Here is a 26,934-nt window from a genome sequence, read left to right on the forward strand (position 1 = left end):
TGGCCGGGCCGTCGTGCTGTGTCAGCCGGCCTGGTCCCTGCGGACGCGCAGCACCGCCAGCGCCACCGTCACGACGCCGACCGCGCCGACGGTGAACAGGATGATCCCGAGGACCGAGTTCGGGGAGAAGACGAAGAAGAGACCGGCGACGAGGAGCACGGCGCTGATCACCCAGCCGATCACACAGCCGCGCATCGTGGTGAGACCGAGAGCCGAGAACATGTCGCCATGCTGGCACGACCGGCTCAGCGCGTCCGGTGGCGGTATCCGGCCTCCGGCGCCGCAGCTCCCGCTGCGCTCCGTGCGGCCTAGTGTGATCTCTTGTCGGGCACGTCGTCGCGCGGGGACAGGGCGGCCGCGACGACGTACTGGTAGACGTACCGGATCTCCTCGCCGCGGCGGACGGGCAGGCAGACCCACCCCACCCACTCCCCCGTCGTCGTGCGCCGCCAGGCCAGCAGCTCGCCGGGGACGCGGCTCTGGAGGTCGACACCCTCGGGCATCGGGCGGACCGGGCGCTCCTGCGGGCGCGGATAGGCGACGGCGAGGTCGACCCAGACCCGCTTGACCTCGTCGCGCTGCAACGCGCCGGACCGGTCGTTGCGGCGCTGCGCCGGACCGCGTTCATCGAACACGTGTTCGATGGTCGGGGATGCGCGCCCGCCACGCCACCCACACGGCCGTGCGTGTCCCCGATCGCGGTGCACCTCACGGCAGCGACGCCATGATCGCTCCGGGTGCTCCTCCCGGGCGATGTGATCGCCCCGGCGGAGCACCGGGAGCGATCATGACCTCGGCACCCGGGGAAACCCCCGCCCCGGCCGGGTATCTCTACGCATACCGGACACGGATGCGCTTCGTAGTTTCGGTGTCACCGCAGGTCAGAACCGCCGGACCCGCGGACGACACACGAGAGAAGCGAGCCCTTCCCATGACTCGACCGTGGACCTCCGTGCTCGCCGGCGCCGTCGCCGGCACCGCCCTCCTCCTCACCGCCGCCCCGGCACTCGCCGACACGTCGGCCCGGACCCCCGCGGAACCGCCGCACCCCCGCGAGCGCGTCGTCGCCGAGGTCCTGCCGGCCGTCACCTACATCGAGACCCGCAGCGACGCCGTCGTGCGCGAGCGGGGCACCGGCCGCGAGATCGGTGCGGTGTCGGTCACCGGCAGCTGCTCGGGCGTGGTCGTGTCGAACGACGGGCACATCGCGACCGCCGGGCACTGCGTGCACCCCGACGACATCCGGAACTCGATGGCCCGCGACCTCGCCGCCCGGCTCGAGGCCCGCGGCGTCGGCCCCCGCGACCGGCTCTACGCCTTCATCCTCATCCGCTACGAGTTCCAGGGCCGGACCCCCGGCACGCCGATCGACCGCACGGTCACCGCCGTCCGCGCCGACAGCGCCGGCACCGAGACCCGCATGCCCGCCCGCATCGTCGACGCCGAGCCGAACCGCCGCGGCGACGTCGCGCTGCTCGACGTCGACGGCACCGATCTGCCCGCCGCCACGCTGGCGCCGGCCGGCGAGCTCACGCCGGGCACGCCGGTCACGAGCGTCGGCTACCCCGCCGACCGCGACCGCGCGCTCGACCCGAGCACGGCGCCGAGCTGGAAGGACGGCACGGTCAGCTCCGTCCAGACGCGCAGCGGGATCCCGTTCGTCGAGGTCAGCGCCGCGATGGCGCCGGGGATGAGCGGTGGGCCCGCCGTCGACGGACGAGGGCGCGTGATCGGGCTGAACAGCATGGGGCTGGGCGAGTCCGGCTCGTTCAACTTCGTCGCGCCCACCTCGACGCTGCGCACGATGCTCGACCGCCACGGGGTGCGCACGGAGCCCGGCGCGGTCGACCTCGCCTACCGCGCCGGCCTCGACCACCGGATCACCGGCGAGAACGCCGACGCCGTCGCCGCCTTCCGCGAGACCCTGCGCCTGCGTCCCGACCACGGCAGCGCCCAGGAGCAGCTGCGCCTGGCCGAGGCGGCCTACGCCACGGACGGCGACGTCAGCGAGCGGCGCGCGACGGCGTGGGGCATCGCCGGCGGGGCGTTCCTGCTGCTCCTGCTCGTCGGCACGGTCGTCACCGTGGTCGTCGTCCGGCGTCGCCGCCGGGGCACGGGTCCGGGTGCGGGGCCGATGCCCCCGATGGACCCGCCCACCGGCCCGATCCCCCCGGCGACGTGGCCCTACGGCCCGCCCCCGCAGGGCACCTACCCCCGGGCTCCGCAGCCGCCGGTGGTCTCGCCCTTCGGTCCCGCGGCCCCGACGCCCGAGGTGCCGCCGTCCCGCGCCGACACCGTCTGCTGAGGCCCGTCCCGACGAACGGCGCTCTCGCTGCTACGCAAGCAGCGAGAGCGCCGTTCGTTCGTTCCGGGCGAGCCCACTCAGTCCACGAGGTAGAAGATCCGGTCGACGACCGAGCGCGCGCGGCGGGTGAGGCGGCGGTACTCGTCGAGGAACTCCCCCGGGTCGTCGTCCGGGTCGTGGCCCAGCGCCGAGGCGACGGCGACGAGGTCGCGGCCGGAGTGCGGGACCTCGTCGGTCGGTCGCCCGCGCACGAGCGTCGCCGCCGCGCGGGCGTGCGTGGCCATCGTCCAGCCGGCGGCGAGCTCGTCGGCGTCGCCGGGCTCCACCAGACCCGCCTTCGACGCCGCGGCGAGCGCCTCGAGCGTCGAGGGCGTGCGCAGCGACGGCACGGACCCGGCGTGCTGGAGCTGGAGCAGCTGCACGGTCCACTCGACGTCGGAGAGCCCGCCGGTGCCGAGCTTGGTGTGCAGGGCCTTGTCGGCGCGGCGGGGCAGGCGCTCGTTGTCGACCCGCGCCTTGATCCGCCGGATCTCGCGTGCCTTCTCGTCGGGCAGACCGTCGGCGGGGTACCGGTACGGGTCGATCACCTCGACGAACGCGGCACCGAGCGCCTCGTCCCCCGCGACCGGCCGGGCGCGCAGCAGCGCCTGGAACTCCCAGGTGTCGGCGAGCTTCGCGTAGTACTGCCGGTAGGAGTCGAGGGTCCGCACGAGCGGCCCGCTCTTGCCCTCGGGCCGCAGCTTGGTGTCCACCTCCAGCGGCGGGTCCGGGCTCGGCGCGCCGAGGGCGGACGTCGTGGCCTCGGCGACGGCCTTGGCGTAGCGGACGGCCTCGGCGTCGTCGACACCCTCGGCGGGCTCGCACACGAACAGCACGTCGGCGTCCGACGAGTAGCCCAGCTCCGCGCCCCCGAGCCGACCCATGCCGATGACGGCGATGCGCGCGGGTGCGGGGCCGTCGCCGACCTGGCCACGCTCGGCGGCATCGAGCGCGGCCTGGAGCACGGCGACCCAGATGCTCGACAGCGCCCCGCACACCGCCGGCACGTCGAGCAGACCGAGCAGGTCGGCGCAGGCGACGCGGACCAGCTCGATGCGGCGCATGGAGCGCCCGACCTGGCCCGCCGACCCGGGGTCGGTGTGCCGGGCGACGGCGCGGCGCAGGGAGGCGGCGACCTCCTCGGGCCGGCGGGCGACGAGCTCGGCGTTGGGGCCGTCCCCGGCGAGCAGCCGCAGCACCTCGGGGGTCCGCGGCATCATCTCGGCGACCCAGCGCGAGGTGCCCAGCACCCGCATGAGCCGCTCGGCGGCCACGCCCTCGTCGCGCAGGTAGCCCAGGAACCACGGCGTCTCGGCGAGGGCCTCGGACACCTTGCGGTAGCCGAGCAGCCCGTGGTCGGGGTCGGCGGTGCGCCCGAGCTCGTCGAGCAGCACCGGCAGCAGCGCCCGCTGGATGCGGCTGGCGCGGCTGACGCCGCTGGTCAGCGCCTGCAGGTGCCCGAGCGCCCCCTGCGGCGAGGTCCAGCCGAGCGCCTTGAGCCGGCGCATCGCCGACTCCGAGGTGAGCACGAGGTCCTCGCCCGGCACACGCGCCACCGACTCCAGCAGCGGGCGGTAGAAGAGCTTCTCGTGCAGGCGGCGCACGCGCACCGTGTGCCGCGAGCGCTCGTGCTGCAGCACGCCCACGGCGTCGCGCGAGCCGTCGGCGCGCAGCTTGGCCGCGCGGGCGAGCCAGCGCAGGCCCGCGGTGTCGTCGTCGGGCGGGAAGAGATGGGTGCGGCGCATCTTCTGCAGCTGCACGCGGTGCTCGAGCAGGCGCAGGAACCGGTACGACGCGGCGAGGTTGGCGGCGTCGTCGCGGCCGACGTACCCGCCGTCGGCCAGGGCCGCGAGGGCCTCGAGGGTGTTCTGGCTGCGGATCGTCTCGTCGCCGCGGCCGTGGACCATCTGCAGCAGCTGCACGGCGAACTCGACGTCGCGCAGCCCGCCGCGCCCGAGCTTGAGCTCGCGGTCGGCGTGCTCGGCGCGGATGTGGTCGACGACCCGGCGGCGCATCGCGCGGACGTCGGAGACGAAGTCGTCGCGGTCGGCGGCGCTCCACACCATCGGCGCGAGCGCCTCGCAGTACTGCCGCGCCAGCTCCTCGTCGCCGGCGACGGGGCGCGCCTTGAGCAACGCCTGGAACTCCCAGGTCTTCGCCCAGCGCTCGTAGTAGGAGACGTGCCCGTCGAGCGTGCGCACGAGCGCGCCCTGCCGGCCCTCGGGGCGCAGGTTGGCGTCCACCTCGAGGAACGCCTCGGTGGCGACGCGCATCATCGTCGACGCGAGCCGCGTCGCGACGTCGGTCGGACCCTCCGCCACGAAGATCACGTCGATGTCGCTGACGTAGTTGAGCTCGCGCCCGCCGCACTTGCCCATGCCGATGACCGCGAGGCGGCACGGCAGCGGATCGCCGGGCTCGCGGCCGTCCTTGCCGCCCAGCGCGTCGGCGATGGTCGCGTCCGCCACGGCCAGCGACGCCCGCAGCCCGGCCGCGGCGAGGTCGGCGAGCTGGGCGGCGACGACCTCGACGGGCACCACCGGCAGGTCGGGCTCGCACACCGCCTGCAGGTCGGCGGCGGCGATCGCGAGCACCTCGTCGCGGTAGGCCAGGCGCAGCACCCCGACCCCGGCCGGCTCGAGCACGGTCGCGCGGCCGGTGTCCTCGGTCGCGCCGACCGACTCGAGCAGGGTCCGCGTCCGGTCGGCGAGGTCCGGGAGCTCCGAGGCGTCGTACGTGCGTCCGGGCGTGCCCTGGCTGCGCAGGGTGCGCCAGCGCTCGGGGTGGGCGACGAGGTGGTCGCCGAGCGCGGTCGAGCCCCCGAGGACGCCGAACAGGCGCCCGCGCAGGCCCTGGTCGGCCTGGAGCGCCTGCACGAGCGACGGCCACTCGTCCTCGCCGAGCGCCTCGCGCAGCCGCTCGAGCGCCAGCAGCGCGAGGTCCGGGTCGGGGCTGCGGGCCAGGGCCCAGACGGTGAGCTCGGCGTCGCGGACCGGCGCGTCACCGTCCCAGAACCCGAGCGCGGCGAGGCGCGGGCCGGCGTCGGGATCGGTCAGCCCGAGGCGCGCCGGCGCACGGCCCGTCCGGTCGCGCCGTGGGCTCCCCGTCACGGGCTCGGTCATGCCCCGAGGATTCCAGCTCGCCGGGGACCCGGCCCGGCCGCTGGCAGGATCGGGGGCATGCAGCGCTTCGAGTACAAGGTCGTCCAGCTCCGCGAGAGTCTGATGGGCGGCAAGCTCTCCGACGACAAGCTCGAGAAGGTCCTGAACAAGGAGGCCGCCGACGGCTGGCAGCTCAGGACGATCACGAGCGCCGACGTCAAGGGGCGGGTCGGCCCGGGCGGCGTCGACGGCCTGCTGGTCACCTTCGAGCGCCCCGTCTAGAGGGTCGGCAGGTACGTCGCCAGCTCGTACGGGGTGACGTTGCGGCGGTACGCGTCCCACTCCGCGCGCTTGTTGCGCAGGAAGAAGTCGAAGACGTGCTCGCCGAGGATCTCGGCCATGAGCTCGGAGCGCTCCATCGCCGCGAGCGCGCCGTCGAGGTTCTGCGGCAGCGTCTCGTAGCCCATCGCGCGGCGCTCCCCCTCGGAGAGCATCCACACGTTGTCCTCGGCCGCCGGCGGCAGCTCGTAGCCCTCGGCGACGCCCTGCAGGCCGGCGCCGAGGATCACCGCGTACGCGAGGTACGGGTTGGCCGCCGTGTCGATGGTGCGCACCTCGACGCGGCGCGACGACGCCTTGCCCGGCGAGTACATCGGCACGCGGACCAGCGCCGAGCGGTTGGCGTGGCCCCAGCACACCGTGGTCGGGGCCTCGCCGCCGACGATGAGGCGCTTGTAGGAGTTGACGAACTGGTTCGTCACCGCGGAGATCTCGCGGGCGTGGCGCAGGATGCCGGCCACGAACGCCTTGCCCGTCTTGGAGAGCTCGTAGGGCTCGGCGGCGTCGTGGAAGGCGTTCTGGTCGCCCTCGAACAGGCTGATGTGGGTGTGCATCGCCGAGCCGGCGTGCTCGGTGAACGGCTTGGGCATGAAGGACGCGCGCACCCCCTGGGTGATCGCGACCTCCTTGACGATGTAGCGGAAGGTCATGATGTTGTCCGCCATCGTCAGGGCGTCGGCGTAGCGCAGGTCGATCTCCTGCTGGCCGGGGCCGCCCTCGTGGTGGCTGAACTCCACCGAGATGCCCATCGCCTCGAGCGACTCGATCGCGCGCCGCCGGAAGTGTGGCGCGGCGTCGTGGCTCGCCTGGTCGAAGTAGCCGCCGGTGTCGGCGGGGACCGGCGGCGTGCCGTCGCCCGGCAGGTCGCGCAGCAGGTAGAACTCGATCTCCGGGTGCACGTAGCAGGTGAACCCCGCCTCGGCGGCCCGCGAGAGCCCGCGGCGCAGCACGTGGCGCGGGTCGGCCCACGACGGCGAGCCGTCGGGCATCGTGATGTCGCAGAACATCCGCGCCGAGTAGTGCCCGCCGCCCGCGGTCTCCCAGGGCAGCACCTGGAACGTCGCCGGGTCGGGCTTGGCGACCATGTCCGACTCGTAGACGCGCGCGAAGCCCTCGATCGCCGACCCGTCGAACCCGATGCCCTCGGCGAACGCGCCCTCGAGCTCGGCGGGCGCGACGGCCACGGACTTCAGGTAACCGAGCACGTCGGTGAACCACAGCCGCACGAAGCGGATGTCGCGTTCCTCCAGCGTGCGCAGGACGAACTCCTGCTGGCGATCCATGGGCCCGACCCTAGGTGGGCGTTCTGGTCCCCGAAAGCGGGGGCTGTGTCACGTCGCCGGACAGGTGGCGTTCGGCGGCGCCGGCGTCCCGTCGATCAGGTAGCGGGTCGCGATGTCGTCGACGCACTGCGAGTTCTGGAACACCGCGGTGTGCTCGTCGCCGACCTTGGTCAGCAGCGAGCCGTTCAGCGCGCGGGCCAGCTCGACACCCGCCTGGTAGGGCGTGGCCGGGTCGCCGGTGGTGGACACGACCAGCGGCGGGGCGAGGCCCGGCACCTGCGGGATGTGGGGCCGGCTGGTCGGCGGCACCGGCCAGAACGCGCAGCTGTCGCGCGCCGCGGACACCCCGCGCCCGCTGTCGAGGAACGGCGCCGCCTGGTTGTAGGCCTCCGCGCGGGCCAGCGACTGGGCGGGGTCGGTGACGCGCGGGTCGTCGACGCAGCGGATGGCCTCGAAGGCGTCCTGCGACGAGGCGTACGTGCCGTCCGGGTTCCGCTCGTAGTACTCGTCGGCCAGCGTCATCAGCTGGCTGCCCTGGCCGGCGCGCAGCTCCGACAGCGCGCGGTTCAGGCGCGGCCAGTAGGCCTCGACGTAGAGCGCGTTGATCGTGCCCTGCTGGGCGTCGCCGTACGAGAGCACGCGCCCGTCCGCCAGTGGCAGCGGCGCGGCGATCAGCGGGCGGGTCAGCTGCTGGTACGCCGCGGTCGCCTGCGCCGGGTCCTGGCCGAGCGGGCAGTTCGGGCGGGTGGTGCAGTCGCGGGCGAAGGCGTCGAACGCGCCCTGGAAGCCGCGGCCCTGCTCGACCAGCTCGGTCGTCGGGTCCTGGTCCGGGTCCAGCGCGCCGTCGAGGACCATCGCCCGCACGTTGGCGGGGAACTCCTCGGCGTACGTCGAGCCGATCCGGGTGCCGTAGGAGAAGCCGAGGTAGCTCAGCTGCGCGTCGCCGAGCGTCGCGCGCAGCACGTCCATGTCCCGGGCGACGTCGCGGGTGCCGACGTTCGCGAGCACGTCGACCCCGGTGCGCTGGGCGCAGCGGTCGACGGTCTGGCGCTCCTCCGCCTCGGTCTGCGCGACCCCGGCCGGCGAGGCGTCGGTGTCGTCGTCGCGGCGGTCGGCGTCGCGCTCGGGGCCCTCGAGGCAGCGGATCGCGGGCTCGCTCGCCCCGACGCCGCGGGGGTCGAAGCCGACGACGTCGAAGCGGCGCCCGACCTCGGTCTGGGCCAGCGACGTCGACAGGTACGCGGCGGTCTGGATGCCCGACGCCCCCGGCCCGCCCGGGTTGATCACGAGCGACCCGATGCGCTGGGGCGAGGCGGGCGCGGCGTGGCGCAGGACGGCGATCGTGCCCGTGCGCCCCTCGGGCGCCGCGTAGTCGAGCGGGACCTCCATGCGCGCGCACTGCAGCGCGGGGTCCGCGTAGATCTGGCGGTCCTCGGCCGTCGCCGCGAACGGCGCGCACGGACCCCAGGCGAGCTGCTGGCCGTAGAACCGCTCCAGCCCGGGCGGGGCGCTCGCGGCCGGGTCGGGCACCGCGACCCCGGGCACGACCTGGGCGCACGCCCCGAGCACGACGGCCACGGCCCCGAGTGCCGCGGCGACCAGGGTGCTGCTCCGGCGTCGGAGGAGGGTGGCGCGCACGGCGGCCACCTTCCCACGCGGCCCGTGATCGTCCGGTGACGGGCACCTGTCCTCCGGAGAGCGCCTGTGAGGCTCATCCCAGCGGGCGGCCGTCGCGCTCGCGCGGTGACACCGTGACCTCATCCACCCCGACGACCCGGGGACCCGCCGCTCTCGGCGGGCCTCGAGGCAAGGACGGACGACGATGACGTCACCCCAGGGCACCCCGGCGCGCCGCCGGACGCGCGTGCACCACCTCCAGGAGATGAAGGCCCGCGGCGAGCGCTGGCCGATGCTCACTGCCTACGACGTGAACACCGCGCGGATCTTCGACGAGGCGGGCGTGCCCGTCCTGCTCGTCGGCGACTCGGCCGGCAACACCGTGCTCGGCTACGACACGACGGTGCCGGTGACGACCGAGGAGCTGCTGATCCTCACCCGCGCCGTCGTCCGCGGCGCCCCGCACGCGCTCGTCGTCGCCGACCTCCCGTTCGGGAGCTACCAGGTCTCGGTCGAACAGGCCGTCACCACCGCCGTCGAGTTCATGAAGGCCGGCGGCGCGCACGCGGTGAAGCTGGAGGGCGGCGCGCACTACGCCGACCGCATCAAGGCGATCGTCGACGCCGGCATCCCGGTGATGGCGCACCTCGGCTTCACCCCGCAGAGCGAGCACGCCCTGGGCGGCTACCGGGTCCAGGGCCGGGGCGACGACGCCGCCGAGCGGCTCATCGCCGACGCCCGCGCGGTCACCGAGGCCGGCGCGTTCGCGGTCGTCCTCGAGATGGTCCCGGCGCACGTGGCCAAGCGCGTGACGGCCGAGGTGGCGATCCCGACGGTCGGGATCGGCGCCGGGCCGGAGTGCGACGCCCAGGTGCTGGTCTGGACGGACATGGTCGGGCTCTCCGACCCGTCGCGCCGCACGCCCCGCTTCGTCAAGCGCTACGCCGAGATGGGCTCGGTCCTCGCGGACGCCGCGAGCAGCTACGCTCGCGAGGTCCGCGAGGGTGTCTTCCCCGGCCCGGAGCACTCCTTCGACTAGAGACGCTCGGCGATCAGGCGGGCCACGGCCGGCGGGTCCTCGAGCGGCATGGCGTGCCCGACGCCGGGCAGGGCGATCAGCTCGGCGCCCGGGATCCACGCGGCGAGCTGCCGCGTGGTCTCCTCGTGCGCCTTCGTCGCCGGCGCGGCCCCGTAGACCAGCGTCGTCGGGGCGGTGACGCGCGCCGCGGTCGCCTCGTCGATCGGCCACTCCATCGCCGCGACGACCTCGTCGGACAGGAAGAAGCGGGAGTCGCGGACGATCCGCTCGATCGCGTCGCCGCCGAGGCGGTGCCGGGCGATCGCGGCCCAGTCCGGGCCGCACACGCCGGTCATGAAGAGGTCGACCGCCCCGCGGACGTCACCGGACTGCGCCGTGCCGATGGCGGGCCCGACCGCGGTGCGGACGAGCTCCTCCGCCGACGGGCCGGCGGGGCTGGGCGCGGGCTCGAGGAGCACCAGGCGTTCCACGGCGTCCGGCGCGTCGATCGCCCCCTGCAGCGCCATGCTCGCGCTCGACGAGTGCCCGACCCACGTCGCGCGCTCGATCCCGAGCGCGCGCAGCAGGTCGCGGGCGTGCCGGGCGTGGTCGGCGAAGGTCAGATGCCTGTCGGGCGTGGTGCTGTCGCCGTAGCCGGCGCGGTGGATCTCCACGAGGCGCACGCCGTCGAGGGCGGGCTCGTCGAACACCGGCGCGAACCACTCGCCGGAGCCGCCGGCGTGCATCAGGAGGACCGGCGCGCCGGCGCCCCGCTCGCGGTAGCGCAGTCGGGCGTCGCCGACGTCGACGGTGCCGGTGGTGATCTGGGGTGTCTCGGTCATGGCGAGAACCCTGCTCGCGACGGCGGCGCAGGAACTCCGTGCGGCGCACGGAACCAGCGGGCTCAGCCGGGGAGCCGACTCCGCAGTGCGCCCCGACTCGTCGCGCCCGTCTTGGCCAGCAGGTTGCCGATGTGCGTCTCGACCGTGCGCCGCGACAGCACCAGGCGCTCGGCGATCGCCGCGTTGCCCAGGCCGTCGCCGACGAGGCGCAGCACCTCCATCTCGCGGCCGGTCACCCCGACGGCGCGCAGGTCCGGCGGCACGCCCGTCCGGTCGCGCTGCGGGCGCGGCACCGGCGCCCCGAGCGCCCGCAGCCGCTCGCGGCAGCGGCGGGCGAACCGCACCTCCTCGGTGCCCGACGCCCACGCCAGCGCCTCCTGCAGGACGGGGACGGGGTCGCCGAGGACGGTGTGCTCGAGCAGGTAGCAGCGCAGCAGGTGGCGGAAGAAGGGCCGGTGGCGCAGCAGCGCGTCGCCGGCGGCCAGCTCGGCGGCGGGGTCGTCGCCGCGGTCGGACGCCACGATCGCGTCGCAGAAGTGCAGCGCCGCGCGGTTGAGCGACTGGACCAGCACGTCGGAGTGACGCAGCTCCTCCCGCGGCTGCGCGACGCCGGGCGCCGTCGCGGTCCGCAGCAGGGCCCGTTCGCCCCACGACGGCGTCGGGTTCGTGCCCTCGGCGCGCCGCAGGAGGTCGATCGCCTCGTCGAACCAGGGCAGGGCCGCCGCGGTGTCGCCGGCGAGCCACCGGTCGTGGGCGCGCGCGAGCGCCCCGGCGCTGCGGACGTGCACCGGGTTCGCCGACAGCGTCGTCGCCTCGGTGAGGAGCCCGTCCACCTCGTCGACCCGGTCGTCGAACACCCGCCCGCGGGCCACGAAGCCCAGCGCGTGCCCCTGGGGGCCGCGCAGGCCCAGCCGCCGGGCCCGTGCCGCGACCCGCTCCCCCTGCGCCGCGCCCTCGACCGGCCCCACCCGGCCGTTGTCGACCGCGACGAGCTGCAGCTCGAGCATCACGGCGGTGCCGACCATGCCCGCGTCCTGCGCCAGGTCCCGCGCGCGGCGCAGGGACTCCCCGTCGCCGACGCCGAAGAGGTCGTTCACGCCGAGCTCGGAGAGCGCGCGGATGCGCCAGGCCGTCAGCCCGTGCCGCTCGGCGATGCCCGCGGCGCGGCGGAAGGCGGCCGCCGAGCGCTCCGGGTCGTCGCGCCGGTGCGCGCGCCCGACGATCTCCAGCGCCTCGCAGGCGGCCTCCGGGCGGGTGACCTCGTCGGTCACGGCCTCGGCGAGCCGCAGCGCCTCGGCGACCTCGCCGAGGCCGAGCGCGACGTGCGCGGACACGGCGAGCACCCGCGGGTCGTAGGGCGCCCCGGCCCGGGCGAGGAAGTCGCGGGCCTCCGCGAACCGCTCGGCCGCGACGCAGGCGCGGGCCAGGGCCACGGCGAGCGCCGGGTCGCGGGCCCCGGCGAGCAGGTGCTCGCCGACCGCCAGCGCCTCGTCGGTGCGGGCGGCGAGGGCGAGCACCTCGACGCGCTCGAGGGCGACCGGCACCCGGTGCTGCACGCCCGCCAGGGCCGTCGCCTGCTCGAGGACCGCGAGCGCCGCAGCCGGGGCCCCGGCGGCCCGGTGCTCGCGGGCGTGACGCAGCAGGAGCTCGGCGGCACGGTCCGGGTCGCCGCCGCGGGCGTGCAGCTCGGCGACGCGGGCGAGCACGGGCCCGGCCAGGTCGTCGCTGTCGTCACGGTCGAGCGCCCGCGCCGCGCGGGCGGCGAGCACCGAGCGCTCGGGGGCCGTGAGCGCGGCCAGCACGGCGTCCTGGGTCAGCGCGTGGCGCCACCGCAGGGCGCCGTCCGTACCGGCGACGAGCAGACGGGCGTCGACCGCGTGCCGCAGCGCGCCCGCGGCGGCCCCGGCGTCGACACCCGCGGCCGAGGGCAGCAGCTCCCAGGGCAGGTCCCGGCCGAGCAGGGCCGCCACGCGGACGACGTCACGGTCGGCGGGCCCGAGGGCGGCGACGCGGTCGGCGACGGCCTCCGCGAACGCCTCGGGCACCTCGGTGGGCAGGGCGCCCGCGGCGTGCCAGTGGCCGTCGCGGCGCACGATCGCCCCGGAGTCGGCGAGCCGGGCCGCCAGCTCCTCGACCAGCAGGGGCAGCCCGTCGGCGGCCGCCACCACGTGCTCGCGGACCGCGTCGTCGGGGTCGCCGTCGAGCACGGCACGGACCAGGGCGGCGGCGTCCCGCTCGGCGAGGCGGGTGAGCTCCACCGTCGCCACCCGGGCCCGGCGCAGCGGCGTCAGGCCCTCCGGCGGGTGCTCGTCGGAGCGCATCGACCCGAGCACGCGGACGTCGAGGGCGGCGAGGCGGCCGGCCAGGTACTCGAGGACGGCGAGGGTGTCGCGGTCGGCCCAGTGCAGGTCGTCGAGCACCACGACCGCGCGGCCCTCCCCCGCGATCACCCCGAGCAGCTCGCCCAGGGCCTCGCCGAGCACCAGCACCGGGTCGACCAGCGGCGGCCCGGCGCCCGCGGCGGACGGGCCGGGCGTCCAGGCGGGCAGGAGGCGCGCGAGGACCGGCCGGAACGGCGCGACGCGGGGGTCGTCGGCGAGGTCCCGGCCCGCGGCCGGGGTGAGCGCCTCGGCGAGGGGGCGGAACGCGCCGCCGCCGGGCACGGCGTGACCCCGCAGCACCCGGGCGCCCGCCCGCGCGGCGCGGTCGGCGACCTCGTCGAGCAGGCGGGTCTTCCCGCTGCCCGCCTCACCGCTGAGCAGGGTGACCCCGCCGGGCCCCGACAGGGCCGCGCCGACCAGGGCGCCCAGCTCGTCGTCCCGTCCGACGAGCGGCGCCGCCCCCGGCCCGACCCCCATCGACACAGTGTGCGTCGTGGCGGGTAACCGCGGCCATGGCCGACGACGAGAAGCAGATCCGTGCCGAGTTCGACGACGCCGTGAACATGGGCGCGAAGGAGCTGGAGGACTGGCTGGCGACCGACGAGTCGCAGTCGGTCGGGCAGTCGTCCGGTGGCTCCGACGAGTCGACCGGCCACTACATGGGCCGGCGGATCGTCGAGATCCAGCGGAAGAAGGCCGGCGACCTCGACGACGACGACCTCGCGGCGATGAAGAAGGTCCACGGCTACGTGTCGCGGCACCGGAAGCAGGAGCCGTCGAAGGAGGAGATCGAGACCTCGAAGTGGCGCTACTCGCTCATGAACTGGGGCCACGACCCGCTGAAGTGATGGCCTCCGGCCTCGTGAGTGGTCCGGGTCGTCATGACGACCCGGATCACTCACCTGGCGTCAGCCGTCCAGGTCGGTGATCTTGATACCGGCGTGCACCTTGTAGCGGCGGTTGATCGCGATGAGGTTCGCGGTCAGGCACTCCACCTGGTAGGCGTTGCGCAGCCGGCCGCCGTAGACACCACGCATGCCCGGGACGGCGTCGGCGAGGGCGCGGACGACGTCGGTGGCCTCGCGGTCGTCGCCGAGCACGAGGACGTCGCAGTCGACCTCGGGCTGCTCGAGGTCGGCGAGCAGGACCGCCGAGACGTTGTGGAACGCCGCGGTCACGCGGGTCTCGGGCAGCAGCGCCTCGGCCTGCTGGGCCACGCTGCCCTCCTCGACCGGCAGCGGGTACGGGCCCTTCTTGTCGAACCCGATGGGGTTGACGCAGTCGATCAGGATCTTGCCCTTGAGCGGCTCGACGAGGCCCTTGAGCGTGTCCGCGTGCGACTCCCACGGGATCGCGGCGAGCACGATGTCGGCCTCGGAGGCGCAGGTGGCGTTGTCGGTGCCGCGGACGTGGTCGACGCCGGCGGCCTCGCAGTACTCCCGCGCGGAGTTCTCGGCGCGCTCGACCGCGCGCGAGCCGACGATGACCTTGATGCCGGCGGCGGCCCAGCGCAGCGCCAGCCCCTTGCCCTGGTTGCCGGTGCCGCCGAGGACGCCCACGGTCCACGCGGTCGGGTCGATGGCCTCACCGGAGGAGGAGCCGGACGACGGTGCACTCACGGGGACGCTCCCTGGCGCGGACGGTCAGATCGGCCGGTTCCTACCACGATCAGCGGGCGATCAGCTCGGCGAGCTCGGCGTGCAGCGCGCCCACCGCGGCGTCGGCGGCGGGCACGGCGGCGGTGAACCCGTAGAAGCCGTGCACCAGAGCCGGGTGTTCGCGCCGGCGCGCGTCCACCCCCGCGGCCGCCAGGGCGTCGGCGAAGGCGTGACCGGCGTCGCGCAGGGGATCGAAGCCGGCCGTCGCCACGATCGTCGCCGGGAACCCGGCCAGCGAGGGCGCCCGCAGCGGCGAGAGCCGCACGTCGCCGCGCGGGTCGTGGCCCGCGAGGTAGAGCCTCGAGCACGTCTTCACGTCGGCCGCGGTGAGCCAGTAGCCCTCGGCGTTCTCGGCGACCGAGGGGTAGCGGCCCTCGAAGTCCGGCGGCGGGTAGACGAGCAGGCAGGCCACCGGCGGGTGCCCCTCGTCGCGCAGCGTCAGCGCGGCGACGGCGCAGAGGTTGGCGCCGGCGCTGTCGCCGACGAGGGCGTAGCGCGGCCACTCGGACAGCAGCGCGCGCACCGCGGCCATCGTGTCCTCGAGCGGGCCGGGGAACGGGTGCTCGGGCGCCGGGCGGTAGTCGACGGCGGCCACGACGGCACCGAGGTCGTCGGCGAGCCGGGTGGCCACCGCGTCGTAGGCGTCGCCGCCGCCCAGCACCCAGCCGCCGCCGTGGACGAACACGACAAGGGTGTCGACGGCGACGTTGGCGGGCCGGTGCACCCGGACCGCGACCCCGCCGGCGTCGCGGACCTCCGGCGCCCGCGGCGCGAGGCCTCCGGCGTCGGTCATCTGGGCGGCGAACCGGGCGCGCGCGGCGACGACGCCGTCGGTCGTCCCGGGCGCCGTGCCGGCGAACATCGCCGGCTCGTCGGCCCACCGGTCGAGCAGGGCGCGCACGCCCGCATCGAGGGGTGCACGCGGGGTGTCCGCGCCGGGACTGTCGGGTACGCCGGTCATCGTCGTCACCCTAGGATGGGCCCGAGGTTCACCTGCTCAGGTCACTGCGGCCATCCGGGTGACGGTAGGAGAATGGTCGGCGACGACGGGGACCCGCCGTTGCCGAATCGATACCGAACGGCGGGGAACCTTCCGGGCCGCACAGGCGTCATCCCGGTGTCGATCCCCGCGACGCCCCGGAGCTCACCCGGCCCACCCCGGCCGCGAGCCCCGGCGCGGCCCCCGACGCGCCCCGCTGGACCCCCCTCACGACCCCGAAGGACCGACGCTCGCGATGGCTCTCCCCTGGCCGAACACCGCCCCGACGCTTCCCCGCCCCGTCCCCGCCGCCCCGCGCACGACGCCCGCCGGCGTCGCCGGTCGTGTGGGCACCGCCGCCCGGCAGCACCCGCGCCTGATGCGCCTCGGCGCGATCGCGGCGAACCCGCTGACCGCGCTGATCGTCATGCTGCTCGGCCTGGCGCTGCTGTTCGTCGTGCCCATGGTCGGGCTGCCGTTCGTCGCCGTCGTGGTCCTGCCGGCGGTCATCTACCACCTGCGCCCCGAGCGCCGCACCGCGCTGCGCCGCCCGCTGGGCTGACCGCGCGCACACCGGGTCCCGCACCGACGGCCCCGCTCCCTCCTGGGGAGCGGGGCCGTCGGCGTTTCCGGGGGGCTCGTCAGGCGCCGTCGCCCGACGGCGTCGTCGTGCCGCCCGTCGGCTCGGGCGCAGGGTCCGCGGACGAGGACGGGGATTCGGACGGGGATTCGGACGGGGATTCGGACGGCGACTCGGTGGGCGTCTCCGACGGCGTCTCCGGCGACGAGGCCGGCGGCGTGGTCGGCTCCGGCGTCGAGGTCGGCCCCGAGGACCCGGTGGAGGTCGTCGGGCGCCCGGTCGACGTGCCGGTCGAGGTGCCCGGCGAGGACGGGCGGGCGGTGCCGCGGGCCGGGGGCGCCGCGCGCGGCCCGGGGTCGGGGAGCGCCACCGCGACAGCACCCGGGGCGGGCGCCGGTGCGGTCCCGGCGGGCGGCGGCGACGGCAGCGGCTGCTGGTCGGCGCGCAGGGCCAGGTCCGCGACGGTCGGGGCGATCGTGGTGGACGACGGGAGCACGGGCGTGCCCGCCACGGGCGCGGCGGCCCAGGGCAGCGGGCTGTCGAGCTCGTCCACCGCGCCCGGCATCCCGAGAGCGGTCGAGGCCTGGGTGGTCGTCTGGTACACCGCCGTCGTCAGCGAGGCGGCGCCGACGATCCCGACCCCCAGGCTCGCCGCGAGCCGCGAGAGCCGGGCACGCCGCTCGGCCCGCGGGGGCGGCGGCGGGTCGCACGGGGTCTCGGTGAGGGTCGCGGGTCCCGGGTGGCCTGACGTCTCCGAGGTGGGCTCCCACAGGCTCACGGCGCGTTCTCTCCTCGTCCCTCGGCGACCCGGCGTCTCCCCGCGGCGGGGGCGCCTCGCCGCCCCGGGCGAAGATCCCGGGGCGGCGCCATCCGGTCCAACGCGCCGGAGGTGTGACGGTGGTTCTGACGATCGGGCGGACCCGCCACGGCCCGGACGGCGCAACGGGGCGTCCCCCGGATCGGTGCCGGAGCAGGGCGAACGCACCCTCGATCCGGAAACCGATGTCACCGAGAGTGAAACGGCATCACGACGCGTGAGTGATCGCCCGGTGTCCGCCACGCCCGGACGGCCCCTAGCATCGGCGCCCGTGACCGCCGAGCAGCAGCCCGAGGGCCGGACCCAGGACGAGCCCCGGGGCCCGCTGCCCGCGCTCGCCGGGCTGGCCGGCGTCCCGGCGCACTCCGCCGCCGAGGCGTGGGGCAACGTGCGCGACTGGGTGACCCGCGGCCACCTCGCCGACACCCGCCGCATGCCGCGCCTCCCGATCCACCTCGGCGACGGCTACACCGTGCACCGCTACGAGCCGACCGCGCCGGTCGATCCCGACCTCGCGCCGCTCCTGCTCGTCCCGCCGCTCGGGGCGCCGGACTTCGCCTTCGACCTGCGCCGCGGGGCGAGCCTCGTCGAGGACCTCCTCGGGACCGACCGGGAGATCTTCATCGTCACCTACGACGCCACGGGCCGGGCCGCGGGCCGGCGGGGCCTCGAGCTGTGGGTCGACGAGATCGTCCCGGCGGCCCTCTACGCGATCGCCGACCGGCACGGCGACACCCCGGTGCACCTCGCGGGCTGGAGCCTCGGCGGGCTGTTCACCCTGCTCGCGGCGGCGAGCAAGGTGTCGGGGGCCCCGATCCGGTCGGTCACGGCGTTCGCGTCGCCCGTCGACGTCTCCGCGGTCCCGCTGGTGGCGCCGTTCCGGTCGGTCGCCGAGTACACGGGCGGGCGGGTCTTCTCCGCGGCGTACCGGACGCTCGGCTCGTTCCCCGCGACCGCGGTGAAGTGGGCGTTCCAGCTGACCAGCGTCGAGCGCTACCTGACCAAGCCGGTGACCCTCGCGACCCACCTCGACGACCGCGAGCTGCTCGAGCAGATCGAGGCCGTCGACCTGCTCATGGACAACATGACCGCCTACCCCGGGCGGGCCTTCGGGCAGATCTACCACCACGTCGTGCGGTCCAACGACCTCGCGCAGGACGAGCTGCGCCTGGCGGGACGGCCGGTGCGGCTCGCCGACGTCGACGTGCCGGTGCTGCTGATCGCGGGTGCCGACGACGTCATCGCCCCGGTCGCCTCCGTCGAGCGCGCGACCGAGCTGCTCACCGCCTCCCCCGACCTGCGCTTCGTCGTGCGGCCCGGCGGGCACCTCGGCGTCCTGGCGGGCCGCCGGGCCCGCGAGAACTCCTGGCGCGATCTCGAACGGTTCCTCGCCGCGCACGACGGCGCCTGAACCACACGCGTGTCATTCGCGGGGCCCTGGTGGAGATCCCGACCCGTGGCTGTCGTACGGTCGGCGACGCTCCCCCTGCTCCCCGAGGAAGGACACCGATGGCCGAGACCCTCAAGGCTCGCCTTCTCGACTCCGACCGTCGCAGCGCCGTCGTCGACGACCTGCAGGGCCTCGTCGACGCCGAGGTCGCGAACAAGAGCGGCCTGTCCGGCGGCGTCGTCAAGACCGGCTACGCCGGCCTGAAGAAGGTCAAGCCCGGCATCGTCCGCGAGGCGATCGACAAGATGCTCGACGAGTTCGTCGAGCAGCTCGAGCCCTTCTGGGCCACCTTCTCCACCGAGGCCGCCGGCGACTTCGGCACCTTCCTCGGCACCCGCCCGCAGGAGGCCTCCGAGGCCCTCCTCACCGTCACGGACCGCCGCGCCGAGCGCAGCAGCCGCGGCGCGATCACCTCGATCTACAGCAAGCTGCGCCCGAAGGCGCAGGAGAACGTCATCGAGGCCCTGCCCGGCCTCGGCGCCGTGATCGAGAAGCACGCGCGCTGACGAGAGCCCTCCCCGCTCCCCCGACGACGGCCCCGGCGCCGCGGACTGGCCGAACAGACCGTGGCTCCGGGGCCGTCGTTCGTGGTGGAGTGATCCAATGCACATCCTCACGGTCCTGTACCACCACCCGGACGACCCCGCCGCGTTCGACAAGTACTACCGGGAGACGCACGTGCCTCTGGGTGCCGCGATCCCCGACGTCCGGTCCTTCACCTACCGCAACACGATCTCGCTGGACGAGAACCCGCCGCCGTACCACCTGATCGCCGAGCTCACCTTCGACTCGCTGGAGAGCCTCCAGGGCGCCCTGGGCTCGGAGGCGGGACAGGCCGCCGTCGCCGACGTGCCGAACTTCGCGACGGGCGGCGTCACGATGTTCGTCGCCGTCGACGACTGACCTCGTGCTCCTGCGCCGCGCCGCCGCCCTCGTCGTCCTCCTGCTGGCTCTGGGCGGCTGCGCGGCGCTCGGCGAGACGCTCGCGCTGAGCGGGCGCCTCGCCGACGACGGCTTCGCGAACCCGTCGGTGTCGGCGAACACCGGCACCGACGGGGACGAGGTCGCCGTCACCAGCTCCGGCCACGCCCGGCTCGCCCCGGACGCCGCCGTCCTGCGGGCCGTCGAGATCACCTGGCGGACGTTCCCGCGCCGCCTCGACCGCGTGTCCGCCCAGGTCGGCGGCCGGTCGGCCGTCGCGACCGCCACGCAGCTCACCGCCCGCCTCGGTCCCCGCGACCCCGCCCTCGACGCCGCGGGACTCGGCGGCGACTTCCGCTCCGGGCTGCGCACGGCCGGGCTCGTCGCGGGCGCCGTCGGCCTGGTCGTCGCCGCCGCTGTGACGGTGCTGGTGGTGGTCCTCGTCCGCCGGTCCCGACGGCGCCGCGCCCTGGTCGGGCCGCCGCGCTGGGGCCCGCCACCCGGGCCACCGCCTGGACCCCCGCCCGGTCCCCCGCCCGGTCCGCCGCCCGGTCCGCCGTGGGGGCCACCGCCGCCCCGACGCGGTCCTTGACCTCGACCGAGGTCGAGGACGCAGGCTCCGGATCAGCGGCGATCACCCGAGTCACGGAGGTCCTCATGGCCACGCCCGCACCGTCCCGTTTCCAGGACGCCTACCTCACCGGCGAGCCCCCGTGGATCATCGGCGAGCCCCAGCCCGCGGTCGTCGCCGCCGAGACCGAGGGCCTGTTGCGCGGCCGCGTGCTCGACCTGGGCTGCGGCACCGGCGAGCACACCGTCCTGCTCGCCGAGCGCGGCTACGACGTCGTCGGCGCGGACTCGGCACCGGCCGCCCTCGACCGCGCGCGGGCGATCGCGGCCGCCCACGGGGTCGACCCGGCCTTCTTTGTCGCCGACGCGATGGACCCGGCCGAGCTCCGCGGCTTCGACACGGTGCTCGACAGCGCCCTGTTCCACATCTTCGACGGCGACGACCAGGCCCGGTACGCCGACGCCCTGCGCGACGTCGTCGTCGACGGCGGCCGCGTCGTCCTGCTCGGCCTCGCGCCCGGGCCGGCGTTCGGGCCCGAGGTCACCGACGACGAGATCCGCGCGGCGTTCACCCGGCCCGGCTGGACGCTCGAGGAGCTCCGCGAGAGCACCTACCGCGGGCGGGTGCCCGACGAGGAGCAGGCCGAGAAGCTGCGGGTGCCCGTCGGCGGGCACGTCGACCTCCCCGCGTGGCTGGCGGTGGCCCGCCGCGGGTGACTCAGGCGGCGAGGTGGTCGGGCGGCACCGTGGCGGCCAGCTCGTCGAGCATCGCGATGTTGAGCTCGAAGGCGTGGCATGCCTCGTCGGCGATCCGGGCGCGCTCCACGTCGTCCCAGGCGGCGGCGTCGAGCAGGCCGCGGTAGTGCGCGCGGAACGGCGGGACGGGCCCCAGCGCGCCGAAGTCGTAGAACCGCGCGCCGTCGCCGGTGACGCCGTAGGTGCGCTCGAGCAGCACCCGCACCACCTGCCCGCCGGCGATGTCGCCGAGGTAGCGCGTGTAGTGGTGGGCGACCCATCCGCCGGGCCAGCCGTCGACCGTCTCGTGGATCCGCTCGACGTAGGCGGCGGTGCTGGGCAGCGGGCGGACGTCGTCGGCCCAGTCGGCGCCGCGCAGGAACGCGAGGTCGGCGGCGATCGCGGCGCGGCGGCGCAGGGCGTCGACGGCGAACCCGCCGACCACCGGGTGGTCCGCGAGCCGGTCGGCCCCGTCCTCGAGCGCCGAGTAGATGTGCCAGTACTGCACGACCAGCGTCGCGTAGTCGTCGAGCGGGAGACGCCCGCCGAGCAGGGCGTCCATGTAGGGCGAGTGGTGGGCGCGCTCGTGGCTCGCCGCCGTCGCCCGGCGCAGGGACTGGGAGAAGGGCTGGTGCTCGCTCACGCTCACGGTCCGCCTCCGGGTGCTGGCCGGGTGTCGCCGGTCTCCGGACGACACTAGGGTCCGCGCGCGGGTAAGGCTACCCTCACTTCGCGCGCGTCCCCCGTGTCAGCGGCGTGGCGCCGCAGACGTTGAATGTCCGTATCGCCACGCGCTCGATTCCGGCGGACCTGCGAGGCTCCGCCCCGTGCGGGTCGCGGTGACGGGGGCGGGCGGGTTCGTCGGGCGGGCGGTGGTCGCCGCGCTCGCCGCGGCCGGTCACTCGGTGATGGCGGTGACGCGCCGGACGGCGGACCTCCGGCACCCCGCCGACGTCGCCGCGACACTCGCGGGCGTCGACGCCGTGTGCCACCTCGCGGCCGTCGTCCGGGTCCGCGACTCCCGCGCCGATCCCCTCGGCACCTGGCGCACCAACGTCGGCGGCACGCTCGCGGTGCTCGACGCGCTGCCGCCGGGCGCACGGCTGGTGCTCGCCTCGACCGCGGCGCTCGCCGACTCCGGCCCGCCACCCGTCCACCCGTACGGCGCCTCCAAGCACGCCGCCGAGGTCGCCGTCCGCGACGTGGCCGCGTCCGGCGCGCTCGGTGCGGTGTCGCTGCGCCTGGCCAACGTCGCGGGGCCGGGCGACGCGGACCGCACCCGCCTGCTCCCCGCGATCCTCGCCGCGGCCGCCGGCGGCGAGGAGTTCGTGGTGAACGGCGACGGATCGGCGGTGCGCGACCTCGTGCACGTCGCGGACGCCGCGGACGCGTTCGTCGCGGCCCTCGCCGTCGCCGAGCCCGGGTCCTTCCGCGCGGTCCCGGTCGGCAGCGGCCGCCCGGTCGCGGTGCGCGAGGTGCTCGAGGCGGTCGCGCGGGTCAGCGGTCACCGTGTGCCGGTCCGCCACCGCGAGGCGGCCGACGAGCCCCCGGCGGTCACGATCGACCCGGCCCGGGCGCGCGACGAGCTCGGCTGGACGGCCCGGCACTCGGCGCTCGACCGGATCGTGCGCGACGCCTGGACCGCGACCGTGGCATGCGACCGCCACCCGTGATGATATGGTCCTAGAAACGAACTCAACAGTTCCGAGGAGGAACCTATGGTGATCGTGGCCGGACACCTCGTCGTCGACCCCGCCGAGCGCGAGGCCTACCTCGCCGGGTGCGTCACCGTCGTCGAGCAGGCCCGCGCCGCGGAGGGCTGCCTCGACTTCGCGATCAGCGCCGATCTCGTCGACGCCGGGCGGATCAACATCGTCGAGCGCTGGGCGTCGCAGGAGGCCGTCGAGGCGTTCCGCGGCAGCGGCCCGAGCGACGAGCAGGGCGCCGCGATGCTCTCGGCCGACGTCGCCGAGTACGACGTGGCCGGCGTCCGCAGCCTGACCTGAGGATTCCGCCGACGTTGTCGGGGGTCGCCTCTACCGTCCGGCCCATGGCTCTCTGGACCGACTTCGCCGCGGCCGCGCCCCGCATCGCCGAGGTCTTCACGCGTCGGCACGCCGCTACGGGCAACCTCTGCATGCTCGGGACGCTGCGCCCCGACGGCTTCCCCCGCATCAGCCCGATGGAGCCGCGCTTCCTCGAGGGCGACCTCTGGATCGTCGGCATGCCGCACACGGCGAAGTTCGCCGACCTGCGGGCCGATCCGCGCTTCGCGCTGCACACGGCCACGGTCGACACCCAGGTCGGCGACGGCGACGCGAAGCTCTGGGGCCGGGTCGAGGACGTGCGCGACGAGGCGCTGCACCAGCGCTTCGCCGAGGCGGTCTACGAGGAGATCGGGCTCGACCTGCGGGGGCAGACGTTCGACCAGTTCCTCCGCGCGGACATCGTGGGCGCGGCGTCGGTGGCCGTCGGCGGCGACCACATGGACGTCACCACCTGGCGCGAGGACGGGGAGGAGACGGTCGTGCGGAAGCACTGACCCTTGGGAGCTCAGCTCGGGAAGACGAACCGGTAGCCCTGGTCCTGCATCCACGGCAGGAGCTGGCGCACCGCCTCGACGGTCTGGTCCCGCGGGCCGCCGCCGTCGTGGAAGAGCACGATCGCCCCGGGGTGCATCCCCTGCTGGACGCTGTTGACGATCGCGGCGGTGCCGGGCTGGGTCCAGTCCAGGGTGTCCACCGACCAGCCCAGCGGGCGCATCCCGGTCTCCGCGGCCACCTCGTCGAGCGCCGGCGTCCACGCCCCCTCGGGAGCGCGGAAGTAGTCCATCGTGGCCGGCGGGGAGACGACCTCGGCGATGGTTCGCTTGCTCGTGCTGAGCTGGCGGGCGATGAGGTCCCGGTTGTTCTGGCCCACGGTCGCGTCGTGGGTCATGGTGTGGTCACAGAGGCGGTGGCCCTCCGCCAGGATGCGACGCATCAGGTCGGGGTAGGCGACGGCCTGGTTGCCGATCGTGCAGAAGGTCGCCTTCACCCCGTACTGGGCCAACAGGTCGAGCACCTGCGGCGTGTACTGCGGCGTCGGCCCGTCGTCGAACGTCAACGCGACCGAGGGCTGCTCGACGCTCGAGTCCGTGACCGTCAACAGCGACGACGTGATCGCCGGGCGGGCCATGCCGGGCATGCCGAGCGCGGGGGCGTCGGCCGCCGAGCGGGCCGGCTTCCCGGCCGGGCCGGTGGCCGCCGCGGGCGCGGGCCCGGTCGCCAGGACCTGCCGCGAGCCGACGTCCGTCAGCACCACGGCCGTCACGCCCGCCATCAGCGCGATCGTCGTGAGGAGCCCGGCCCACCGGTAGATGTAGGGCGGGCTGACGATCTGGCGCAGGATGACGCGCTGCCGAGGGCTGAGCATGAGCCTCATCCATCCCATCAGTCACAGAAACCACACGCGTCACAGCGATGGCCACCATAGAGGGTCCGGTCAGTGACTCGCGATAGACCCTCTACCTCTGATCGAGTGAATACTTGGCGCCGGGCGACGGTCCGGCGCGGTCGAGGGTTCGTCCGACGCGACCACGTCGAGCCGCGGCGGCTCTCGACGGCAGAGCTATTGACTATCGATAGGTATCGGTCGACGATCGATGCATGAGTCCGCTCGTCATCGCTGCCCTGCGGGCACTCCTGGTGGGCATCGCCCTCGGAGCCGCCGCCGGGCAGGTCGGGATCGTCGTGGCCGTCGGCATCGAGTTCGGCCTCGGCGTGCCGGGCCTCGTCGCCTTCTACGCGGTGCTCGGCGTCGCGGCGCTCGCCGCCCTCGAGGTCGGGCTGGTCGCGCTCTGGACGCTGCTGACGATGGTGCGCCGGGACGCGATCTTCGACGAGGGCGCCTTCCGCTGGGTCCGTGTCGTCACGTTGGCGGGCGTCGTCGCGGCGCTGCTCGTCGCCACGGCCTGCGTGCACTACGGCGAGCTCGACGACGCGCCGGGACTGGTCGTCATCGGCGGCGGGGTCGCGGTGGGCGGCGCCGCGTACGCCCTGCTGATGCTCGTCATGCGCGGTCTGCTCCAGAACGCGACGGTGCTGCGCCGCGAGCTCGACGAGGTCGTCTGATGATCATCGTCGACATCGACGTCATGCTCGCGCGCCGCAAGATGTCGGTCGCCGAGTTCGCCGAGGCCGTCGGCATCACGCCGGCCAACGTCGCCGTGCTGAAGAACGGGCGCGCCAAGGCCGTCCGCTTCACGACCCTCGACGCCGTCTGCCGCGTGCTGGCGTGCCAGCCCGGCGACGTGCTGCGCTGGGTGCCGGACGAGGACAGGGCCGAGGCGCCCGCGGCTAGTGCAACGCCTTGAGGCCGATCACCCCGCCGACGATGGCGAGCAGGAAGACGACCTTGAGCGGCGTGACCGACTCGCCGCCGGTGGCCATCGAGTACGTCACGGTCAGCACCGCGCCGATCCCGACCCACACCGCGTACGCGGTGCCCGTGGGCAGGGAGCGCATCGCGTAGGCCAGGCCGACCATGCTCAGCACCAGGCCGACACCGAACACGATCGACGGGCCGAGCCGGGAGAAGCCGGCGGCCTTGCCGAGGGCGGTCGCCCAGACGGCTTCGAGCACGCCGGAGACGACCAGGACGATCCATGCCATGACGGACCTCGCAGGGCTGCCGTCTTGTCGTGGTCTGGGTACGGCGCCGCTCGTCCAGGAAACCCCGATCACCGGGGCCACGGGTCGATGATCCCAACGCTCCCGGTCCGCGGCCAGGCAGGAGCCGGTGAGGCTGGTCTCCGCCTCAGTCGACGTGCTGGACGATGTTGAACACGTTGCCGTCCGGGGCGCGCACGAAGAAGCGGCGCACGCCCCACGGTTCCTTCGTGAGCGGGTGGACGATCTCGTAGCCGCGCCGGTGGGCGTCCGCCAGCGCCCCCTCCACGTCGTCGACCTTGATCGACGCGATCGGGTCCTCCGGCGCCGTCGCGTCGCGGGTGACGAGCTGGACGCTCACGTCGGTCTCCGGGGACGAGAAGCGGGTCACCCAGTCCATCCCGATGCTCTCGTCGGACAGGCCGAGGTAGCCGGCGTAGAAGTCGCGGGCCGACGGGATGTCGTCCACGTGCAGGTCGGCGTAGATGCGGGTGACGCGCATCGGGTCAGTCTCGGGGCATGCTGCCCGGCGGGCCAGCATCGACGTCGTGCGATGGCCGGGCTCGAGCCTCACCGGACCTCGTACCGCAGCGCCACCGCCCCGCCGCTGAACTCCTGCCGGCCCACCAGCGTCAGGTCGACGTACTGCGAGAGCCCCGCGAACGGCGTCGGCCCGTGGCCCGCCAGGCGGGGCTGCACGATGAACTCGTACTCGTCGATCAGGCCGAGCTCCGCCAGCGCCAGCGGGAGCGTCACGCCGCCGACGTAGAGCCCCTCTCCCGGCTCCTCCTTGAGCCGGCGGACGGTCGCCTCGAGGTCCGCCCCGCGCACCAGCTCGGTGTTCCAGTCGACGCTCTCGAGAGTGTCCGAGACGACGTACTTCTTCGCCGCGTTGATCGTCCGGGCGAACGGCTCCGTCCACGCGGGCCGCCCTTCCGACGGCCCCCGCCACGCCTCCATCAGCCCGTACGTCACCCGGCCGAAGATCAGGGCGTCGGCCCGGGCGAGGGTCTCCGCGGCGTGGCGGTGCAGGTCCTCGGTGGGGACCCCGGCGCGGTGGTCGCAGCACCCGTCGAGCGTGACGTTGATCGAGTAGCGCAGCGGCCGCATGCGGAGAGGTTAGTCCCGGGCCCGCAGCCCTTGATGTCACAACGCGACATCACTAGTCTGATGTCATAAGATGACATCACCGGGGCGACGCCCCAGGGACGAGGACGACCCGTGAACTACCTGGTGAAGGCCACGCCGACCGAGCGGATGCGCACCCTCGGCGCCGACGAGCGCGAGACGCTGCTCGCGGGCGAACGCGAGGCGGCGACCGCTCTGATCACCGCCGGGTCGTTGGCCTGGATGTGGTACCTGCCCGATTCCCGGACCAGCGTCTCCATCTGGAACGCCGACGACCGGGACGCGTTGGACGCCGACCTCCGGACGCTGCCCTTCCTCCCCTATCACGATCTCGAGATCAGCGTCCTCGCCGCGCACCCGGCCTTCCCCACCCCCCTCGGTGTCGCGGAGCCGGCGAGCCCCGAGAGCTGATCACCACTGCCGTGGGTGCGATGAGCCGCTGCAGCGAGGCCGGGGCGTACCCGGCCGGGAGGCCGGTTCTTCGACGAGAACGCTTCGAGAATCGAAGCGTTCTCGTCGAAG

The 26,934-nt window shown here is 75.0% G+C and carries 31 protein-coding genes and 1 riboswitch; of the genes, 16 read left to right on the forward strand and 15 right to left on the reverse strand.

Translation table 11 applies throughout. The features are described 5' to 3' along the window. Window positions 1-21 precede the first annotated feature (21 nt). Entirely contained in the window at window positions 22-222 is a 201-nt protein-coding gene (locus WCD58_RS12145; protein ID WP_337703090.1) for a hypothetical protein, read from the reverse strand. An 86-nt stretch (window positions 223-308) separates the two neighbouring features. Next, window positions 309-635: a hypothetical protein gene (locus WCD58_RS12150; protein WP_337703092.1), complete on the reverse strand. Its 327-nt coding sequence runs from the start codon at window positions 633-635 to the stop codon at window positions 309-311. 296 nt (window positions 636-931) lie between these two features. Here WCD58_RS12150 and WCD58_RS12155 point away from each other — a divergent pair, with 296 nt between their 5' ends. Then, window positions 932-2,305 carry a trypsin-like peptidase domain-containing protein gene (locus WCD58_RS12155; protein ID WP_337703094.1) on the forward strand — a complete coding sequence of 458 codons (1,374 nt, stop codon included), beginning with the start codon at window positions 932-934 and terminating at the stop codon, window positions 2,303-2,305. Window positions 2,306-2,382: 77 nt separating this feature from the next. Here the strand turns inward: WCD58_RS12155 and WCD58_RS12160 are convergent, their stop codons facing one another. Continuing rightward, window positions 2,383-5,466: a bifunctional [glutamine synthetase] adenylyltransferase/[glutamine synthetase]-adenylyl-L-tyrosine phosphorylase gene (locus WCD58_RS12160; RefSeq protein ID WP_337703096.1), complete on the reverse strand. Its 3,084-nt coding sequence runs from the start codon at window positions 5,464-5,466 to the stop codon at window positions 2,383-2,385. 57 nt (window positions 5,467-5,523) lie between these two features. On the opposite strand from WCD58_RS12160, the gene WCD58_RS12165 reads away from it, so the two are divergent. Further along, window positions 5,524-5,727: a DUF4177 domain-containing protein gene (locus WCD58_RS12165; protein WP_337703098.1), complete on the forward strand. Its 204-nt coding sequence runs from the start codon at window positions 5,524-5,526 to the stop codon at window positions 5,725-5,727. On the opposite strand, the gene glnA is transcribed toward WCD58_RS12165, so the two are convergent. After that, the gene (glnA, locus tag WCD58_RS12170; RefSeq protein ID WP_337703100.1) at window positions 5,724-7,067 is read right to left on the reverse strand and encodes a type I glutamate--ammonia ligase; all 1,344 of its coding nucleotides are present in this window, start codon (window positions 7,065-7,067) and stop codon (window positions 5,724-5,726) included. The genes WCD58_RS12165 and glnA overlap by 4 nt on opposite strands. Window positions 7,068-7,115: 48 nt before the next feature. Next, complete coding sequence (locus WCD58_RS12175) at window positions 7,116-8,705, reverse strand: alpha/beta hydrolase (RefSeq protein ID WP_337703101.1); 1,590 nt, start codon at window positions 8,703-8,705, stop codon at window positions 7,116-7,118. Between the two features lie 184 nt (window positions 8,706-8,889). On the opposite strand from WCD58_RS12175, the gene panB reads away from it, so the two are divergent. Next, on the forward strand, window positions 8,890-9,723 hold the full coding sequence (gene panB / locus WCD58_RS12180) for a 3-methyl-2-oxobutanoate hydroxymethyltransferase (RefSeq protein ID WP_337703103.1): 834 nt from the start codon (window positions 8,890-8,892) through the stop codon (window positions 9,721-9,723). Here panB and WCD58_RS12185 read toward each other — a convergent pair. Together WCD58_RS12185 and WCD58_RS12190 are read right to left on the reverse strand one after the other, a co-directional pair. Next, on the reverse strand, window positions 9,720-10,544 hold the full coding sequence (locus WCD58_RS12185; protein WP_337703105.1) for an alpha/beta fold hydrolase: 825 nt from the start codon (window positions 10,542-10,544) through the stop codon (window positions 9,720-9,722). The genes panB and WCD58_RS12185 overlap by 4 nt on opposite strands. Before the next feature lie 62 nt (window positions 10,545-10,606). Beyond that, entirely contained in the window at window positions 10,607-13,402 is a 2,796-nt protein-coding gene (locus tag WCD58_RS12190) for an ATP-binding protein (RefSeq protein WP_337703106.1), read from the reverse strand. Window positions 13,403-13,437: 35 nt separating this feature from the next. Here WCD58_RS12190 and WCD58_RS12195 point away from each other — a divergent pair, with 35 nt between their 5' ends. Beyond that, window positions 13,438-13,773 carry a DUF3140 domain-containing protein gene (locus WCD58_RS12195; RefSeq protein ID WP_337703108.1) on the forward strand — a complete coding sequence of 112 codons (336 nt, stop codon included), beginning with the start codon at window positions 13,438-13,440 and terminating at the stop codon, window positions 13,771-13,773. A 60-nt stretch (window positions 13,774-13,833) separates the two neighbouring features. Here the strand turns inward: WCD58_RS12195 and npdG are convergent, their stop codons facing one another. Both npdG and WCD58_RS12205 read right to left on the reverse strand, forming a co-directional pair. Further along, on the reverse strand, window positions 13,834-14,544 hold the full coding sequence (gene npdG / locus WCD58_RS12200; protein ID WP_337703110.1) for an NADPH-dependent F420 reductase: 711 nt from the start codon (window positions 14,542-14,544) through the stop codon (window positions 13,834-13,836). 49 nt (window positions 14,545-14,593) lie between these two features. Continuing rightward, window positions 14,594-15,544, reverse strand: a complete 951-nt coding sequence (locus WCD58_RS12205; protein ID WP_337703112.1) for an alpha/beta hydrolase — start codon at window positions 15,542-15,544, stop codon at window positions 14,594-14,596. A gap of 274 nt (window positions 15,545-15,818) precedes the next feature. On the opposite strand from WCD58_RS12205, the gene WCD58_RS12210 reads away from it, so the two are divergent. Further along, window positions 15,819-16,124, forward strand: coding sequence for a hypothetical protein (locus tag WCD58_RS12210; RefSeq protein ID WP_337703114.1), 306 nt, complete (start codon window positions 15,819-15,821; stop codon window positions 16,122-16,124). 79 nt (window positions 16,125-16,203) lie between these two features. Here the strand turns inward: WCD58_RS12210 and WCD58_RS12215 are convergent, their stop codons facing one another. After that, entirely contained in the window at window positions 16,204-16,920 is a 717-nt protein-coding gene (locus WCD58_RS12215; RefSeq protein ID WP_337703117.1) for a hypothetical protein, read from the reverse strand. Window positions 16,921-17,230: 310 nt separating this feature from the next. On the opposite strand from WCD58_RS12215, the gene WCD58_RS12220 reads away from it, so the two are divergent. The 5 genes from WCD58_RS12220 to WCD58_RS12240 all read left to right on the forward strand — a co-directional run bounded on the left by WCD58_RS12220 (window position 17,231) and on the right by WCD58_RS12240 (window position 20,617). After that, complete coding sequence (locus WCD58_RS12220) at window positions 17,231-18,370, forward strand: alpha/beta fold hydrolase (protein WP_337703118.1); 1,140 nt, start codon at window positions 17,231-17,233, stop codon at window positions 18,368-18,370. A 98-nt stretch (window positions 18,371-18,468) separates the two neighbouring features. Continuing rightward, window positions 18,469-18,915 carry a DUF6918 family protein gene (locus tag WCD58_RS12225; protein WP_337703121.1) on the forward strand — a complete coding sequence of 149 codons (447 nt, stop codon included), beginning with the start codon at window positions 18,469-18,471 and terminating at the stop codon, window positions 18,913-18,915. 97 nt (window positions 18,916-19,012) lie between these two features. Then, entirely contained in the window at window positions 19,013-19,312 is a 300-nt protein-coding gene (locus WCD58_RS12230; RefSeq protein ID WP_337703123.1) for an EthD family reductase, read from the forward strand. Window positions 19,313-19,316: 4 nt separating this feature from the next. Beyond that, entirely contained in the window at window positions 19,317-19,922 is a 606-nt protein-coding gene (locus WCD58_RS12235) for a hypothetical protein (RefSeq protein ID WP_337703125.1), read from the forward strand. A gap of 65 nt (window positions 19,923-19,987) precedes the next feature. Next, window positions 19,988-20,617: a class I SAM-dependent methyltransferase gene (locus WCD58_RS12240; RefSeq protein WP_337703128.1), complete on the forward strand. Its 630-nt coding sequence runs from the start codon at window positions 19,988-19,990 to the stop codon at window positions 20,615-20,617. A gap of 1 nt (window position 20,618) precedes the next feature. Here the strand turns inward: WCD58_RS12240 and WCD58_RS12245 are convergent, their stop codons facing one another. Beyond that, window positions 20,619-21,278 (reverse strand): biliverdin-producing heme oxygenase, encoded by a 660-nt coding sequence (locus WCD58_RS12245; protein WP_373696216.1) that lies wholly within the window; start codon window positions 21,276-21,278, stop codon window positions 20,619-20,621. 184 nt (window positions 21,279-21,462) lie between these two features. On the opposite strand from WCD58_RS12245, the gene WCD58_RS12250 reads away from it, so the two are divergent. From WCD58_RS12250 to WCD58_RS12260, 3 genes are read left to right on the forward strand one after another with little or no spacing between them, the layout of a single operon-like run. Next, window positions 21,463-22,308: an NAD-dependent epimerase/dehydratase family protein gene (locus WCD58_RS12250; protein ID WP_337703132.1), complete on the forward strand. Its 846-nt coding sequence runs from the start codon at window positions 21,463-21,465 to the stop codon at window positions 22,306-22,308. Window positions 22,309-22,353: 45 nt separating this feature from the next. After that, window positions 22,354-22,641, forward strand: coding sequence for a putative quinol monooxygenase (locus WCD58_RS12255; RefSeq protein WP_337703134.1), 288 nt, complete (start codon window positions 22,354-22,356; stop codon window positions 22,639-22,641). A 44-nt stretch (window positions 22,642-22,685) separates the two neighbouring features. Next, the gene (locus WCD58_RS12260; protein WP_337703136.1) at window positions 22,686-23,177 is read left to right on the forward strand and encodes a pyridoxamine 5'-phosphate oxidase family protein; all 492 of its coding nucleotides are present in this window, start codon (window positions 22,686-22,688) and stop codon (window positions 23,175-23,177) included. A gap of 11 nt (window positions 23,178-23,188) precedes the next feature. Here WCD58_RS12260 and WCD58_RS12265 read toward each other — a convergent pair whose 3' ends face one another. Next, a complete protein-coding gene (locus WCD58_RS12265) occupies window positions 23,189-24,049 on the reverse strand; it encodes a polysaccharide deacetylase family protein (RefSeq protein WP_337703139.1) in 861 nt (286 codons plus the stop codon). A 233-nt stretch (window positions 24,050-24,282) separates the two neighbouring features. On the opposite strand from WCD58_RS12265, the gene WCD58_RS12270 reads away from it, so the two are divergent. After that, window positions 24,283-24,747, forward strand: coding sequence for a DUF2975 domain-containing protein (locus WCD58_RS12270; protein WP_337703141.1), 465 nt, complete (start codon window positions 24,283-24,285; stop codon window positions 24,745-24,747). Next, a complete protein-coding gene (locus WCD58_RS12275; protein ID WP_337703578.1) occupies window positions 24,744-24,989 on the forward strand; it encodes a helix-turn-helix domain-containing protein in 246 nt (81 codons plus the stop codon). The genes WCD58_RS12270 and WCD58_RS12275 overlap by 4 nt, the downstream gene beginning before the upstream one ends. Here the strand turns inward: WCD58_RS12275 and WCD58_RS12280 are convergent. From WCD58_RS12280 to WCD58_RS12290, 3 genes are all read right to left on the reverse strand, one after another. After that, window positions 24,973-25,287 carry a DMT family transporter gene (locus WCD58_RS12280; RefSeq protein WP_337703143.1) on the reverse strand — a complete coding sequence of 105 codons (315 nt, stop codon included), beginning with the start codon at window positions 25,285-25,287 and terminating at the stop codon, window positions 24,973-24,975. The genes WCD58_RS12275 and WCD58_RS12280 overlap by 17 nt on opposite strands. A 12-nt stretch (window positions 25,288-25,299) precedes the next feature. Further along, window positions 25,300-25,369, reverse strand: a riboswitch (guanidine-III (ykkC-III) riboswitch). A 63-nt stretch (window positions 25,370-25,432) separates the two neighbouring features. Continuing rightward, window positions 25,433-25,786, reverse strand: coding sequence for a VOC family protein (locus tag WCD58_RS12285; protein WP_337703145.1), 354 nt, complete (start codon window positions 25,784-25,786; stop codon window positions 25,433-25,435). Window positions 25,787-25,854: 68 nt separating this feature from the next. Then, window positions 25,855-26,394, reverse strand: a complete 540-nt coding sequence (locus tag WCD58_RS12290) for a dihydrofolate reductase family protein (RefSeq protein WP_337703148.1) — start codon at window positions 26,392-26,394, stop codon at window positions 25,855-25,857. A 111-nt stretch (window positions 26,395-26,505) separates the two neighbouring features. Between WCD58_RS12290 and WCD58_RS12295 the strand changes: the two genes are divergently transcribed. After that, window positions 26,506-26,823 (forward strand): muconolactone Delta-isomerase family protein, encoded by a 318-nt coding sequence (locus tag WCD58_RS12295; RefSeq protein WP_337703150.1) that lies wholly within the window; start codon window positions 26,506-26,508, stop codon window positions 26,821-26,823. Window positions 26,824-26,934 lie beyond the last annotated feature (111 nt).

The sequence above is a fragment of the Actinomycetospora flava genome (assembly GCF_037400335.1).
Lineage (GTDB): Bacteria > Actinomycetota > Actinomycetes > Mycobacteriales > Pseudonocardiaceae > Actinomycetospora > Actinomycetospora flava.